Here is a 13,895-nt window from a genome sequence, read left to right on the forward strand (position 1 = left end):
TTACGCTGCGGGAACGCTTGACCCGGACGTCTGAAGAGCTTCACCGCAGCACCGGTGACGCGGCTCCATGCCTGATTCTGAGACAGGATCACAGAGTCAAGATAAGGCCCGATTGGACGTCAGGCCATATTGCAGGTTGATGGCGGCGAGCGGCGCCGGGAGTTGGCGCAGATAGGCGGCCGGCGCGCCGACCAGGCCGGCCAGTTGGCCGAAGCTCCAATGGGTCGGGGCGATAGGCGTATCCGTGCCGGGAAGGATCAACGCCAGGCGTTCCGGGTCGCGGCGGTTCGCCTCCACATGGATGAGTGCGCTTTCCACGACACGCGTCCGGCTGCGGTCGGCCCGGTCGCGAACGGAATGCGCCAGCTCGGACAGAGATAGATAGCGCTCATCCGCTGGCCGGGAGAACCATTCGGACGAGACGCGGCCGATCTGCTCGCCACGGCTGACATCGACCTTGTAACCGCCACGCGCATCACTGCGCGCATCGAGGACCTGTATGTTCATGGGACCAATCTCCACGACGGGCACCGGAAGCTCTCTCCCAGCTCTCAACCCGTCACGGAAAACCGGTCCGCACTCTCACTCTCAGGGGGCGTTGCGGGGTCTCCCCGCAGAAGGGGTCGACCGAGACAAAGGCTCGGCCGCCGGGGAATGCTTTCCCCTCAAGGTCATCTCTGGAAGCCTCGACGGCCCACAACTAGGACATCGGCCGCGCGATCAGCTCCCGCAGGGGCCGCAAGCACCCCGTTGAATCCCCAGGATGGGTTCGATATAAAGTTCCTGTTTTGTTCCTGCGTTGATTGAGGGAAGCACAGCCGGTCGAGATGTCGCCCACACTGGTCTGGCCGGCTGGGCGGCTGAGCTTCGCATCCCACGGGTCGAAAGAATGGTTAGGAAACTCTGTGGTAGAGAGGAAACGGTGGCGCTTTTGGCCTGATTCCGATAGCGTTGGCGAAGCAAGCGAGAGCCAAAAGCATCTGAGCAGGCAACAGTATAGCGAGGCCCAACCAAAGAAAGGAGGCGAGCATGTCGACTAAGCAAATTCTCGCACTCCTGAACTCGCATATCGACGGGGATGAGGACCAGCTCCTGTCGATCGCCTTGCAGATCGCCGCTCAGGAAGCTCGCCAGGGCCGTGCGGATGACGCTGAGAAGCTGAAACGGCTTGTCCAGAAGGCACGTGATCAGCGAGGGACCGGCAAACCTGCCGGCGGACAGACCCCGATCCCGCTCGCCCGGCCGCGCGGCGAATTGCAGGGCCTCGTCGAGAGCGCCTATCCCAAGGTTGCGCTCTCGAGCATGGTGCTCTCCGATGAAATTGCCAAGCGGCTGGGCCGTGTCGTCCGCCAGCAGCAGGAGCGTGCGACCCTGCGTGAGCACGGACAGACCCCCGCCACGCACATGCTCCTTGTTGGCCCGCCCGGAACGGGCAAGACGATGACGGCCTCGGCCTTGGCCGGCGAACTGCGGCTGCCGCTGTTCACGGTCCGGCTCGAATCGCTGTTCAGCCGGTTTTTCGGCGAGACCGCCGGCAAGCTGCGCTTGCTCTTCGACCAGATTGCGCAGACCCGCGGCGTCTATCTACTTGATGAGTTCGACGCGATCGGCTCTCGCCGAGGCCACCCGAACGATGTCGGCGAAATACGACGGGTTCTGAATTCGGTGCTGGCCTTCATGGAGGAGCCAAATTCAACCGACAGTCTCGTGCTGGCCGCGACCAATCATGTCGAGATCCTGGACGAAGCTCTGGCGCGTCGTTTCGACGAAGTGGTCGAATATACATTGCCAGACGCGACGTCAGCGCGGGCCATCGTTGAACGTCGGCTTGGCAAGTTCAAGTTCGCGTCGACGGTATGGCCCGGCATTGAAAGCGTGCTCGAAGGCCTGAGCCAGGGCGAGTTGGTCCGCGCGGCCGATGCCGTCGTCAAGGACGCCATCCTGGAAGGCGCCTCGAAGGTATCGCCCGATGCCTTGCGTGACGCGCTCCAAAATCGACAGACTTTGAAGGGCAAGTTCCGTCGCCAACCCGGCCGTTAGGCAGGCTCCGCCGAACGGATCGAACGGAACGCGAATGAAGAAGTAGGAGCCTATGGCAGAGCCCGATAATTTCGACACGAGAGACCGCGCGCATATCTCGATCGACGTCTTTCGTGAGACCGCGGCCTATACCTTTCCCTCACGCAATCAGGAACGCAAACCCCTCCGGGGAGACTATACGGCGCATGCGACGCAGCTCCTCGACCAGCTCGCAGCGGCGCTGGGGACGGTTCCGGCTGCCGCTGCCGACCCGCGCCTGCCCATACAGGGGCTGAAATCCGGTACTGTCGTGGAGGTCACGACGCTGCCGCCAGCGGAAGACTCCCGGATCAAGGCCGTGAAGGTGCCCGCGGCGCTGGAGTTTCCTACACAGGACGTTGTGATCTTGCGATCGGAGCGCAACGAGGACCGCACCGAAAGCGCCTTGGTGTTCGTGCCGGATGATGCCCGCGCCTTCCTGCGCAATCGCATCGCTGACTATGGACGCGATCCCGGCAATCAGAGACGCCCCGATGCCGAGCGGTTCGAGGTGATCGAGGAAGTCAGGGCTGCAGAAGCCGTATCGCTGTTCACCGGCGAGGTGGATCTGGCTGCGCCCGACATCCTATGGTGGGAGCTCTGGGTTCGCCAGCCGGTCGCACTAGCGGATCGCCTGGTGGCGGCGGCCCGCAATGCGAACATCGATGTGCACGGCGATCGCCTGATCTTTCCCGACACGACGGTTGTCTTCATTCACGCGGTTGCTGCGGCGGTGGCAGCGTTCGCGGCGCGCGTGCCAGGCGCCATCACCGAAATTCGCCGCGCGACGGGAACGATCGAGCCTTTCCTCGACCGTGGGGAGACCGGTCTTGGACAGCATGACTGGGTGGAAGAGCTGGCGCAGCGCGTGAGCCCGCCGTCTCCTGACGCTCCCGTGGTCTGTACGCTCGACACTGGCGTGATGGCGGCTCATCCGTTGATTGCGCCCGGCCTGCGCGGCGCTTGGGCTTACGATCCCGCCTGGGGTGCGGACGATCACCAGCCGCATGGCGGTCACGGCACGCCGCTTGCGGGGCTCGTACTCTACGGCGACCTGGAACCGTTGATGAACGATGAGCGTCCTGTCGAACTCACCCATGGCGCCGAATCCATGAAGCTGCTGCCGCCCGGCGGGTTTCCGCCAACAAAGCCGCCCAGCTACGGTGTGGTGACCCAGGGCGCCGTCAGTTCGGTCGAGATCGAGCGCCCGGATGTGGTGCGGAGCTTTTGCATCGCCACGTCCGCCACCGATTTCCCTCCAAGCCGGCCATCGACTTGGAGCGGTGCGATCGACCAGATCGCGGCGGGGGCCATGCCAGGCGAGGCTGATGACACCGTCCCGGCCGCGGAACGACCGAAGAGGCTGATCGTCGTCGCCACCGGGAACGTCTCTGGTGGCATGGCGGTGGACGTCCTTCCTTCGCAGCCTCTGGAAGACCCGTCACAGAGCTGGAACGCCCTGACCATCGGCGGCTTCACGCGCAAGGAGCAGCCGCCGGCGCCGCCGCCGGTGTTGCAGGCCGCCGTTCCGGCCAATCACCGCAGCCCGTTCAGTCGTGGCTCACAGTCGCTGCCCGACGACCTGACGCCGATTAAGCCGGAAGTCTTGTTCGAGGCCGGCAATATGATGTCGGACGCGACCGGCTTCTGCGGCTGGGACCCGGCCGTCTCTCTCCTGTCGGCCGGCTCCGATGTGACGGCTGAACCGCTTGTCCCGTTCTGGGCGACGAGCGCTGCCGCCGGCATGGCCGGAAACTTCATCGGCCGCCTGCAGGCGGCTCGGCCGGACCTGTGGGCGGAGACGCACCGCGCACTGACCGTGGATTCGGCCCGATGGCCCGAACCGATCCGGAGAAAGTTCATCGGCACCGGTGCCCACTGGAAGACCGGGAAGGCGGCCACCAAGGGCAAGAAGCAGGAGATGCTTCGCGAGTTCGGTTACGGCGTACCGGACATCGAGCGAGCGATCCTGTCGGCGCGCAATGACGCCACGCTCGTCGCCCAGGCCGAGATTCAGCCCTTCGCGATCGGTGCGGACGGCCGGACCGGCGTGTTCAATGAGATGCACTTCTACGATCTGCCTTGGCCGAAAGCAGCGCTGGAGAAGCTCGAAAACGAGATTGTCACGATGAAGGTGACCTTGTCGTATTTCATCGAGCCGAACTTGGCGGGCAAGGCGGCGACCCGACCGGACACCTATCGTTCTTTCGGGCTGCGGTTTGACATGAAGAAGCGCACCGAGACGGCAGCGCGCTTCCGTAGCCGGATTTCAGCGAGCCAGGCCAAGGACGGCACCGAAGCCGATGGCGAGGCCAGTTGCTGGCTTCTAGGGCCAAAAGCTATCCAGGCGGGGTCGCTGCATTGCGATCTGTGGCGCGGCAGGGCGATCGAACTGGCAGGTCACGACGCCATCGCGGTCTATCCGGTCGGGGGATGGTGGAAGTCGCACGTCGGCCAGAAGCGGGTGGCTGATAAGGCGCGGTACGCTCTGGTCATTTCCATCTCTGCGCCCGGCCAAGATGTCGATCTCTACAGTGAGATCAGCACGCTTGTTGAGAACAAAGAGATAGAAGTGCTACTCGGTTAGCGTACCGATTAAGAGGGCGGGACAAAGCCGCAGTGGGCGGGTTGGGCGGGCATGGACGCTCTCGTACCGGTGTTCAAGGGGCACTTCACTCTTGAAGGCCTACGGCGTTACGCGAACAGGCGAGCGACCTCGGCCATCGGGAGGAAAAGACGGCGGCCGGCGTTATCCAAGGGAAGGAAGTCGTAGGCGCGGTAGAAAGCTCCTGCGGCTTCGTCCTTCGCGTCGACCAGGATGGCGAATGTGGTGATTTCGCTGCGCAGCGCTCGTGCGAAGGCGTCCAAAAGCATGTGCTCGCCCAGTCGGCGTCCGCGATGGCGCCGATCGACGGCGAGTCGCCCGAGCAACGTCGCCGGTACGACGGGGTAGCGCGGCAAGCGCTTCGTCAGCGTTGCCGGAAGGTTGGACAGAGCGATCGATGTTCTGGCAAGTGTCGAGAACGCGAGAGGCGTGAGATCACCCTCTACGAGGACGAAACAGGAGGCGACGCGTCGGCGAACGTCCTGACTGGCTTGGGTGCGGAAATATCGGTCTAGCGCGTCCACGCCGGACTCGAACCCGGCGCGATCGTGAGTGTCGTCGAGTGTCTGGATCAACAAGGGCTAGCGAGCATTCGGCTCATGCGCCGCGACCGACGCCATATAGCGCCGAGCGGCCGCGGAAAGTCGCGAGCCGGGCTCTCGGGGGTTCAGGAGAGCCTCGGCGAAAGCGCGGCTTTCATCAACCGCTAGCTTGACCGACTGCAGGTCCTCAAGGGTGCGCACGGCGGCCTCATGCACGCTCGAGATGACAAAATCCGTGAGCGTTCGGCCCTGCAACTCGGCAGCACGGAGGAAAAGTTCCTTCTGATCAGAGGACACACGCGCCTCCAATCGCTCGCTGCGGGCCGCGACCCGCCTTTTCGCCGCCGTATGTTTCATGGGCCATTGCCTTAATGATCGCCTGAAGGCTATTGTACGGCTTACAGCCGGACGCATCAAGGGGGTGAAGGCGAGCCTTTGGGCGGTTCAGCTTCTTGGTGCGCGGTAATAGGCGCACAAGACCATGAGCACGAACGACGATCAGACACCTTCTCGACCCGACCTTCCGGCCGGCTGGGCGGTGGTCCGCGTCGACCAGGCCGGCGCCGTTCGACTCGGCCGTCAACGGTCCCCGGATCAAGCCATGGGCGAACACCTGACCAAATATATTCGAGCCGCGAATATCACCCCTGCGGGTATCAATCTTGATGACCTGCTGGAGATGAATTTCACCCCGGCCGAGCAGCAGGTGTTCGGTCTTGAGGTGGGGGATGTCCTGCTGACCGAAGCCTCGGGGAGCGCTAGCCAAGTCGGCCGATCAGCGATCTGGCGCGGTGAGGTGCAGCCCTGCTGCTATCAGAACACGGTCATCCGTTTTCGCCCCCATCTAACCACGCCCGAGTATGCGTTGATCGTATTCCGACAAATGGCCGTATCCGGCGCCTTCGCTCAAGCCGCTCGAGGTGTCGGCATTCAGCATCTCGGCGCTTCGCGATTCGCAGAACTAGACTTTCCATTGCCACCGTTGAAGGAACAGGCGCGGATCGTTGCCATAGCTGACCAACGCTTGACCGAAATCCGCGAGGCCGAGACGCGACTCCAGTCCGCATTGCGGCTTCTGGATGAGCAGCTCCGAGAGGTGCTCGCTGCGGCCGTTGCCGGTGAGCTGGTCGCGCAGCGGGATGAAGAGCTATCCGAGCGCAGCCGCACGCCGGCGAGCGCGGCGCGCGCTGAACCAGATCTATTCGGTCAAAGCGAACGGGCGCCTAACCTAGAAGGCTTTGACCCGGTGCTTCCCGCGGGCTGGGCTTGGTCGCGCGTCGATGGGGCGGGCGAGGTGACCCTCGGCCGCCAGCGTTCACCCAAGCATGAACGCGGCAAGCACATGCGGCCCTATCTTCGGGTCGCCAACGTCTATGAGGATCGGATCGATACCTCGGACGTGCTCCGCATGAACTTCGAGCCTGAGGAAGTGGCCATCTATGAATTGCGCGACGGGGACATTCTGCTGAACGAGGGACAGAGCCCTGAGCTGGTGGGTCGCCCAGCGATCTACCGAGGTGAGGTGCCGGGCGCGTGCTTCCAGAATACGCTTATACGCTTCAGAGCGTATGAGCACGTGGACCCCAATTACGCGCTGTTGGTCTTTCGACACTACATGCATTCGGGTGTTTTCAAATCCATTGCCCGGTGGTCGACCAACATTGCCCATCTAGGCTCAGGACCTATTAAATTGCTTGCATGACGGGCGTTGCTCTGATTCCCGATAGGGATCGGGGAGGCGTTGATGAGCGATCTTTTGTGGTTGTCGGACAGGCAGATGGCGGTGATTGCGCCGTTCTTTCCGTTGGCGCACGGCGTACCTCGGGTGGATGACCGGCGGGTGGTGTCGGGGATCGTGTTCGTGATCCGGAACGGCCTGCGCTGGCGCGATGCGCCGTCGGCCTATGGGCCGCACAAGACGCTGTATAATCGGTTTGTGCGCTGGAGCCGCCTGGGGGTGTTCGACCGCATCTTCGCGGCCCTGGCCGGACAGGCGGGAGAGCCGGACGCCATCATGATCGACAGCACCCACCTGAAGGCGCATCGCACGGCGGCGAGCCTGCTCAAAAAGGGGATGTTCCCCGCCGCATCGGGCGAACCAAGGGCGGCCTGAACTCCAAGCTGCACACCGTCTGCGACGACCGGGGGCGGCCCCTGGTCATGCTGCTCACCGAAGGCCAGATGAGCGACCACAGGGGCGCCGCCCTCATGCTGGGCGCCCTGCCGCGCGCCCGCGTCCTCATCGGCGACAGGGGCTACGACAGCCGCGGCTTCCGCGACGCTCTCGCCGCCCGCGGAACCGACGCCTGCATCCCCTCAAGCCGCAGCCGCAAGATCCCAATCCCCCACGACCCGGCCGTCTATCGCCGCCGACACAGGATCGAGAACCTCTTCGCCCGCCTCAAGGACTGGCGCCGCATCGCCACCCGCTACGACCGGTGCGCCCACACCTTCATGGCCGCCATCACCATCGCCGCCATCATGATCTTCTGGATCAATGAGTCCTGAGCCTAGGCCTAGAGCGATACCGGGCGTTGCCGTTCCCGACGCCACCTTTGGCGGAGCAGGCGAGGATTGTGCAGGCGGCGCGAGATCGGCTGCGCATCACACAACAACAGATATCAGCCGTACGGACCTCGTTGGCTCGCCTGCCTGATCTCGAGCAGGAGCTGTTCGCTGCGGCCGTGGCCGGAGAACTCGCTCCTCAGGATCCCAACGATGAGCCGGCGTCGGCGCTCGCAATCAGGCTGGGCGGTCCGCCGCAGGCTGTGACCGCGGTGACGACGAAGAGCTCGGGAGGAAAGAATATGCCGCAACGTAAACCACGCCCATCGCGACAGGCGGAGCCAAGTCCTGATCTGACGTCCGTCCTCCGCGAGAATGGCGGGGTTCTTCCCTTGCCGGATCTGTTCGCATTAGCGGGATACAATCGCGACATGCCCGAGCATGTCGAACTTTTCTACCTCGCGCTTCGCGAGGGCATGAAAGGAAGCTTGCGGCTGAGAGGCGAGGCAACCGAGAACGCCGAAGTGGAGATCGTCGATGCGGCTTGAGAAGGTCAGGATCGGCTCCTTCAAAAACCTTCGTGACCTTAACGTCGTCTTCGACGAGCTCTCACCTTACACCGTCCTCGTTGGCGAAAACGGTGCCGGGAAGTCGAATCTGATCGAGGGCCTAGCGCTGGTCTTCCGCAACCTCGATCTCGATGTGGAGGCCCCCTTCGACTACGAGCTGCAATATGAGTGCCGTGACAACATCATATCGGTCAAGGCGAAGGCCGACCAGCATCCCAGCTTTCGGATAAGGCGGCCGGGCGAAGAGTCGTTCGCGGACTTATCCCGCAAGGCCTTCATGGCGGAGGACGCGGATGGGCGGCCTCGCCACCGGCCGGCGTTTGTGTTCGGCTATTACTCTGGGCCGAGTGATCGCCTAACGTCGATCTTCGAGAAGCATCGGGAGCGCTTTTACAGCTGGATCATCAAAGCGCCGGAGCAACGTGGGAAGGCGATCGCTGACCCGAATTCGCTGCGACGGCTGTTCTACGCCGAAACGCTGCACGGCCAGTTCGCCCTGATCGCCTTCTTCATGGAGGCGAGTGAGGCGTCGAAGGCCGACCGCGACTTCCTTCGCGACCACCTGCAAATCGAGGGTCTCGACAGTGTTCTGTTCGCTCTCAAGGAGCCGCCGTGGAAGCGCAAAGGCGGCGATCCGCGTTTCTGGAACGCCGTGGGCGAGGTTCAGCAGTTTCTTGCTTACCTTTACGACAAGGCACTGTTGCCGCTCCGTATGACGCGGCGAATTCCGATCGACTTGACCAAGAACCCGATCGTTCAGAGCTTATACCTGTTCCTCTCCAACACCGACGCGCTGGCCGAAGTTTACCGAACCTACGGCAACCAATATGCCTTCTTCACGGCATTGGAGAGCATGCACCTATCGAAAGTGCTCGGCGAGGTGCGCACTCGCGTCAAGATGACGCCGGAAGCTGGCGGCGGGAACGTGACCTACCGCGACTTGAGCGAGGGCGAACAGCAGTTGTTGCTCGTGCTCGGGCTTCTGAAATTTACCGCGAGGGATGAAGCTCTCTTCCTGCTCGATGAGCCGGACACCCATTTGAACCCCGCCTGGAGCACTCAGTATCTCAGTTTCCTCGACCGTTTCATCCGCGATCGGGACAGTTGCCATATTGTGATGTCGACGCATGATCCGTTGGTCTTCGCTGGATTGAAGCGCGAACAGGTGCGGATTTTTCGGCGTGACGAACAGGGGTGCGCCGTTGCTGACCCTCCTGACCAAGACCCGCGGGGCATGGGCGTCGCAGCTATTCTAACAAGCGATCTCTTCCGGCTGCGCACCACATTGGACCCCGAAACCCAGGCGGATCTTGATAAGCAACGCCTGTTGGCCATGAAGGAGAACCTCACTGATGACGATCAGGCCGAACTGGCGCGGCTGCGGGAGGTGCTGCGCGGGCGCGGTTTCGACCTGACGCAGCGCGATCCACTTTATCAGGAATTCCTGAAGGCCTGGACTGCCCAGGAGGACCCTCGCTGGCGCGAGACTGTGGAACTCACCCCTGAACAGCAGCAGGCGCGGAGCCGTTTAGCCGCTCGCATCGTCGAGGAGCTGCGTCGCGAGCAGGGCATGTCGTAACGCGATGCAGTACATTAATTTGGAAGATATCCTGCCCAACATCCGGCATCTGCTCGCCGATCTGCAAACGGCGCAAGACCTCATCATGGCCGAAGCCGACCCCCGCCGTCGGGCTGCGCTCATTGAGGCAAACCAGAACCGGTGGACTGCGTTGCGCGACGCCTTCGAGGGCGCGTCGGGCGGCAAATGCTGGTACACCGAGTGTGAGAGTCCTGGCGCGGACAACGACATCGACCATTTCCGGCCGAAGGGGAAGGTAAAAGAGGACCGGCGTCATCCCGGCTACTATTGGCTGGCCTTTGACTGGCGCAACATGCGGTTGAGCTGTCAGCGAGCGAACCGGCCACGGATTGCTCCGGGCGCCCGCGTTGCCGGCGGGAAATCGACCCATTTCCCGCTTCTCGCGACCGGTGTACGCGCAACCGAGCCAGGCGACGACATCCGTCTTGAGCATCCGGCTTTGCTGGATCCCACCGACCCCGGGGATCCGATTTTGCTGACGTTTTTACCGAACGGCGAGATCGATCTGTCTCCGCAGTATCGCGGAAATGCTGTCGCTGAAGCCAAGATCGCCGCCAGTCGATTGGGCCTGCACCTAAACTGGCCAAAGTTCGTGGAGGGCCGCATGACGCTCTACAACATTATTGAGCGCGACGTGGAGCGCGGCAAGCGAGAAGCGCCGAACGACTACCTTGGGATGCCGCAAGCCTCGCAAGCCTTCAAGGATGTGATCGGTGACCTCAAAAGGCGGCTGAACCCGAGGGCGCAGTACGCGGCTGCGGCCAAGGTCTACGTCGAATCGTTTCGTGATATTTGGTGGATTAACGACGTGGTGTTGAAGCTCTGATTATGGTGGGAACCCAGCAACGCGCCGATGGCGCACAGAACATTGTTCGTCGCCTCTGGCAGTATTGCAATATCCTGCGGGATGATGGCTTGTCTTACCCAGATTATGTCGAGCAGCTTACTTATCTGCTGTTTCTCAAGATGGCGGACGAGCAAGCGGGTGAGATGGTCCCAAAGGAGCTCTCGTGGGGCGTTCTTGCCAGCCTTGATGCGGTCGAGATGCACGCGCATTACACCCGTATTCTGCCCGCCCTCGGTGAGCTGGGAGGAATGCTGGGCCTGATTTTTGGCAACGCCAAAAACAAGATACGCGATCCCGCAAAACTGCGGCTCCTCATCGTTGATCTGATTGGCCAGACGGAGTGGACAGGCCTATCCGATGATCTGAAAGGGGACGCGTACGAGGGGCTGCTTGAGAAGAATGCACGCGACACCAAGAGCGGGGCAGGCCAGTATTTCACTCCGCGCCCCTTGATCGAGGCCGTTGTCGCTTGTGTGGATCCGCGTCTGGGCGAAGTCATCTGTGATCCAGCGTGCGGCACAGCCGGATTTTTGCTCGCGGCTCACGACTACCTCCGAGAGAATAATCCCGAAATGACGCCGCGGCAACGCAAACAGCTTGCCACCAAAGCGATCCGCGGGGTCGAACTCGTCGAAGAGGTTGCACGGTTAGCCACGATGAACCTGCTGCTGCATGGCGTCGGCGGCAATGCCGAAGATGAGCTGCCGATCGCGTGCGAGGACAGCCTGAAGGCACCACCAAAGATGCAGGTCGATGTGGTGCTTACGAATCCCCCCTTCGGCATCAAAGGCAGCGTGACCTATTCACAAGGGAAGTCGTCCCGGGTCGACGACAGCCTTACTATCGTTCGCCCCGACTTTTGGGTTCAGACCGCCAACAAGCAGTTGAACTTCATGCAGCACATCGTGGCGCTGCTGAAACCGGGCGGCCGTGCGGCGGTCGTCGTGCCAGACAATGTTCTCTTTGAGACCGGTGCCGCAGCATCGGTTCGCCGCCGCTTGGTTGAGACATGCCGGCTCCACACCATCCTGCGGCTTCCGCCGGGCCTGTTTTATGCCGCGGGCGTTAAGTCAAACGTCGTCTTTTTCGACAAGCCGGTTCGCGCCTCCGGCGGTCCTGCGGAATCGATCTGGGTCTATGACCTTCGGTCTGACAAGCGCTTTTCGCTCCGTACCAAGCCGCTGCAGGCTGAAGACCTTCGCGAATTCGTAACGCTGTTCAAATCGGATCATCGGGAAAGCGGCGATCGGCACCGGCAATTTGCGACGTCTCACGTCCTCGCGAACGCTGACTGCCGGCTCGATCTTACGTGGAGCGCGACTGGGGCGGCGCAACGCACGCCCGGCCTCGCTCGTCTCGATGAGCTGTCGGAGTTGGTCGCTGATGATCTCCGGCGGGCGCTGGAACTCATCACTAAGGCGAAGGCTTGAATAACGACCATCGCCTCGTTCCGCCTTTAGGTCCCCGAGTTTCGGCAGCATCGATGTCGCGGGTTATGCCGAAGCGATCGCGCAGGATCGTGCCTTCATCGACAGCGCAAACGGCAACTAGCCGGACGATCCGAAGCGGCTCGCCCATCGGATCGTCGCGCTTGCTGCGCAGTTTGAGCCGCCATCGCGGCTCGTGTTCGGTGACGCCCTGCAGTGGGCGGCGCAAAGCTCGAGTAATGCAGCAGGAGATTCTCCAATCCGCCAATGATAACTGACAGGTGAGGCCGATAACCGCTGTTGAAATGCCGGACTCAGCGAAGGCCAGCAATCCGGTATGCCGCGGAGCGGAGGAAAACGACATACATTGAACAGTTTAGCGGCGGCTGACGGTATAGTGGGGCGGAGGATGTAAGGGAACAGTCGTACCGGGGCGTACAGGCGGCGGGGGGTGCGAACGCGGTCAGGAGGGGAGTTGGCTTTCCGTGCGCCGCGATAGACCGCGAAGGATCAAATTCCGGAAACCAACCAAAAAGACCAGTGTTTTCAATAGCCGGTGTTTTTGACGGTGTGCCTGACGGTATAGAGAACGTCGGAAAATTTTTTTGCGCGCAATATCAATTGGTTATGGTACTAGGAAATAATCGAGTGGGAGTAAGCCCGCTCAGTCCGCCGCTGCGAAATGCGCCATCTGGTCCGCATAGGCTTTTTTGAAAGCGGGGCGGGCGGTGGCGCGGGTCACATAGGTTTTGCAGGCGGGGTAGCTTGCGAGCCCGTCGAAGCGGTCGACGAGACGCAGCACATCCGACATGAAAATGTCGGCAATCGAAAAACTTTCCGTCAGCCATTCACGCTCCGCCAGCACCGGTTCCAGGTGCCCGAGCCGGGCGTTGAGAAACTCATCGAGCCGTTCCCAGGCGGGCGTGTCTTTCGGCACATTGGAGAAAATCAGGATGGACCAGGGCAGGCTGGCCATCTCCACCGAGTTGAGCGCGGCGAACAGCCATTCGACGGTTGCGCTGCGCTCACGCGGCTCGGCGGGCAGTAGCGCGCCGCTCTTTGCGCCGAGATGCAGAAGGATCGCGCCGCTTTCGAAGATGGAAAGATCGCCGTCGGTGAGCCAAGGCACCTGCCCGAAAGGTTGATGGGCAAAATGCGCCGCCTCGCGCTCGCCGAACGGCACGCTTGCGACACGGTAAGGCAGTCCCGCTTCTTCCAGCGCCCAGCGCACGCGAAGGTCGCGCACATAGCCGCGCGGCAGATCGGGAACCCAATCGAATGTGGTCAGAACCAGTTCGCTCATACCGTGCTTTCCTTTGTTGGGCGCAATCATCTTTGATCCGTTCCGGGACATTACGCCTCCCGTTGTACATGAGCAGGGTGCGGCATACAGCAATCCGCCTTTACATAGCTACTACATGCGTAAGTTGTGTTTTGAGAAACGCAAATTCGCATCTTTATTAAAGCGCAGTCATTGAATTGTGCTGCGTTTCGGATAGGCTTCTATGAAGAGCTGATGTGAAGGGATGCCCTGGGGAGGGTCACATGTCTGATAGCTCATCGGAACAGTCCGACGGACCGCCCAATGTTTCGGAACGCCGCAGAGAGATGCTCATCTTTCTGGCGCTCGCCTTTGGAATATGGCCGATCGTGGCGGTCGGCGTTGTCGGCGGCTTCGGATTTCTGGTCTGGATGTTTCAACTCATAGCCGGTCCGCCGGGACCGCCGGCGGGATATTGATC

At 61.9% G+C, this 13,895-nt stretch carries 12 protein-coding genes and 1 pseudogene; 9 read left to right on the plus strand and 4 right to left on the minus strand.

What is annotated here, in order from left to right:
• Nucleotides 1–105: 105 nt before the first annotated feature.
• A pseudogene (locus ACOQOT_RS05850) lies at nucleotides 106–507 on the minus strand (DUF932 domain-containing protein); the annotation flags it as partial.
• A gap of 522 nt (nucleotides 508–1,029) precedes the next feature.
• Here ACOQOT_RS05850 and ACOQOT_RS05855 point away from each other — a divergent pair.
• Both ACOQOT_RS05855 and ACOQOT_RS05860 read left to right on the plus strand, forming a co-directional pair.
• Nucleotides 1,030–2,040, plus strand: coding sequence for an AAA family ATPase (locus ACOQOT_RS05855; protein WP_099503649.1), 1,011 nt, complete (start codon nucleotides 1,030–1,032; stop codon nucleotides 2,038–2,040).
• A gap of 52 nt (nucleotides 2,041–2,092) precedes the next feature.
• Nucleotides 2,093–4,645 (plus strand): S8 family peptidase, encoded by a 2,553-nt coding sequence (locus ACOQOT_RS05860; RefSeq protein WP_099503647.1) that lies wholly within the window; start codon nucleotides 2,093–2,095, stop codon nucleotides 4,643–4,645.
• Nucleotides 4,646–4,752: 107 nt separating this feature from the next.
• Here the strand turns inward: ACOQOT_RS05860 and ACOQOT_RS05865 are convergent, their stop codons facing one another.
• Nucleotides 4,753–5,238: a GNAT family N-acetyltransferase gene (locus tag ACOQOT_RS05865; protein ID WP_246842051.1), complete on the minus strand. Its 486-nt coding sequence runs from the start codon at nucleotides 5,236–5,238 to the stop codon at nucleotides 4,753–4,755.
• Nucleotides 5,239–5,244: 6 nt separating this feature from the next.
• Nucleotides 5,245–5,562, minus strand: a complete 318-nt coding sequence (locus ACOQOT_RS05870; RefSeq protein ID WP_099503642.1) for a DUF1778 domain-containing protein — start codon at nucleotides 5,560–5,562, stop codon at nucleotides 5,245–5,247.
• A 124-nt stretch (nucleotides 5,563–5,686) separates the two neighbouring features.
• Between ACOQOT_RS05870 and ACOQOT_RS05875 the strand changes: the two genes are divergently transcribed.
• The 6 genes from ACOQOT_RS05875 to ACOQOT_RS05900 all read left to right on the plus strand — a co-directional run bounded on the left by ACOQOT_RS05875 (nucleotide 5,687) and on the right by ACOQOT_RS05900 (nucleotide 12,156).
• Nucleotides 5,687–6,907 (plus strand): restriction endonuclease subunit S, encoded by a 1,221-nt coding sequence (locus ACOQOT_RS05875; RefSeq protein WP_099503640.1) that lies wholly within the window; start codon nucleotides 5,687–5,689, stop codon nucleotides 6,905–6,907.
• A gap of 42 nt (nucleotides 6,908–6,949) precedes the next feature.
• Nucleotides 6,950–7,713, plus strand: a protein-coding gene (locus ACOQOT_RS05880) for an IS5 family transposase (RefSeq protein ID WP_099503638.1) whose coding sequence is annotated in 2 segments (ribosomal slippage) — nucleotides 6,950–7,283 and nucleotides 7,283–7,713 — 765 coding nt in all. Because the reading frame shifts where the segments join, the coding sequence is not laid out codon by codon here.
• Nucleotides 7,714–7,781: 68 nt separating this feature from the next.
• Nucleotides 7,782–8,258, plus strand: a complete 477-nt coding sequence (locus ACOQOT_RS05885) for a hypothetical protein (protein ID WP_420561421.1) — start codon at nucleotides 7,782–7,784, stop codon at nucleotides 8,256–8,258.
• Complete coding sequence (locus tag ACOQOT_RS05890) at nucleotides 8,248–9,858, plus strand: AAA family ATPase (RefSeq protein WP_099503634.1); 1,611 nt, start codon at nucleotides 8,248–8,250, stop codon at nucleotides 9,856–9,858. The genes ACOQOT_RS05885 and ACOQOT_RS05890 overlap by 11 nt, the downstream gene beginning before the upstream one ends.
• Nucleotides 9,859–9,862: 4 nt before the next feature.
• A complete protein-coding gene (locus ACOQOT_RS05895; RefSeq protein WP_099503632.1) occupies nucleotides 9,863–10,705 on the plus strand; it encodes a hypothetical protein in 843 nt (280 codons plus the stop codon).
• 2 nt (nucleotides 10,706–10,707) lie between these two features.
• Nucleotides 10,708–12,156 (plus strand): N-6 DNA methylase, encoded by a 1,449-nt coding sequence (locus ACOQOT_RS05900; protein ID WP_099503630.1) that lies wholly within the window; start codon nucleotides 10,708–10,710, stop codon nucleotides 12,154–12,156.
• 661 nt (nucleotides 12,157–12,817) lie between these two features.
• On the opposite strand, the gene ACOQOT_RS05905 is transcribed toward ACOQOT_RS05900, so the two are convergent.
• Nucleotides 12,818–13,456, minus strand: coding sequence for a glutathione S-transferase family protein (locus tag ACOQOT_RS05905; protein ID WP_420561422.1), 639 nt, complete (start codon nucleotides 13,454–13,456; stop codon nucleotides 12,818–12,820).
• 242 nt (nucleotides 13,457–13,698) lie between these two features.
• Between ACOQOT_RS05905 and napE the strand changes: the two genes are divergently transcribed.
• Complete coding sequence (napE, locus tag ACOQOT_RS05910; RefSeq protein ID WP_420561423.1) at nucleotides 13,699–13,893, plus strand: periplasmic nitrate reductase, NapE protein; 195 nt, start codon at nucleotides 13,699–13,701, stop codon at nucleotides 13,891–13,893.
• The last annotated feature ends 2 nt before the right edge of the window (nucleotides 13,894–13,895 follow it).

The organism is Tepidicaulis sp. (assembly GCF_965222285.1).
Lineage (GTDB): Bacteria > Pseudomonadota > Alphaproteobacteria > Parvibaculales > Parvibaculaceae > Tepidicaulis.

Coding starts and splice junctions, on each gene's coding strand:
- ACOQOT_RS05855 (WP_099503649.1), top strand. CDS start 1,030: ATGTCGACTAAGCAAATTCTCGCACTCCTGAACTCGCATATCGACGGG.
- ACOQOT_RS05860 (WP_099503647.1), top strand. CDS start 2,093: ATGGCAGAGCCCGATAATTTCGACACGAGAGACCGCGCGCATATCTCG.
- ACOQOT_RS05870 (WP_099503642.1), bottom strand. CDS start 5,562: ATGAAACATACGGCGGCGAAAAGGCGGGTCGCGGCCCGCAGCGAGCGA.
- ACOQOT_RS05875 (WP_099503640.1), top strand. CDS start 5,687: ATGAGCACGAACGACGATCAGACACCTTCTCGACCCGACCTTCCGGCC.
- ACOQOT_RS05890 (WP_099503634.1), top strand. CDS start 8,248: ATGCGGCTTGAGAAGGTCAGGATCGGCTCCTTCAAAAACCTTCGTGAC.
- ACOQOT_RS05895 (WP_099503632.1), top strand. CDS start 9,863: ATGCAGTACATTAATTTGGAAGATATCCTGCCCAACATCCGGCATCTG.
- ACOQOT_RS05900 (WP_099503630.1), top strand. CDS start 10,708: ATGGTGGGAACCCAGCAACGCGCCGATGGCGCACAGAACATTGTTCGT.
- ACOQOT_RS05905 (WP_420561422.1), bottom strand. CDS start 13,456: ATGAGCGAACTGGTTCTGACCACATTCGATTGGGTTCCCGATCTGCCG.
- napE (WP_420561423.1), top strand. CDS start 13,699: ATGTCTGATAGCTCATCGGAACAGTCCGACGGACCGCCCAATGTTTCG.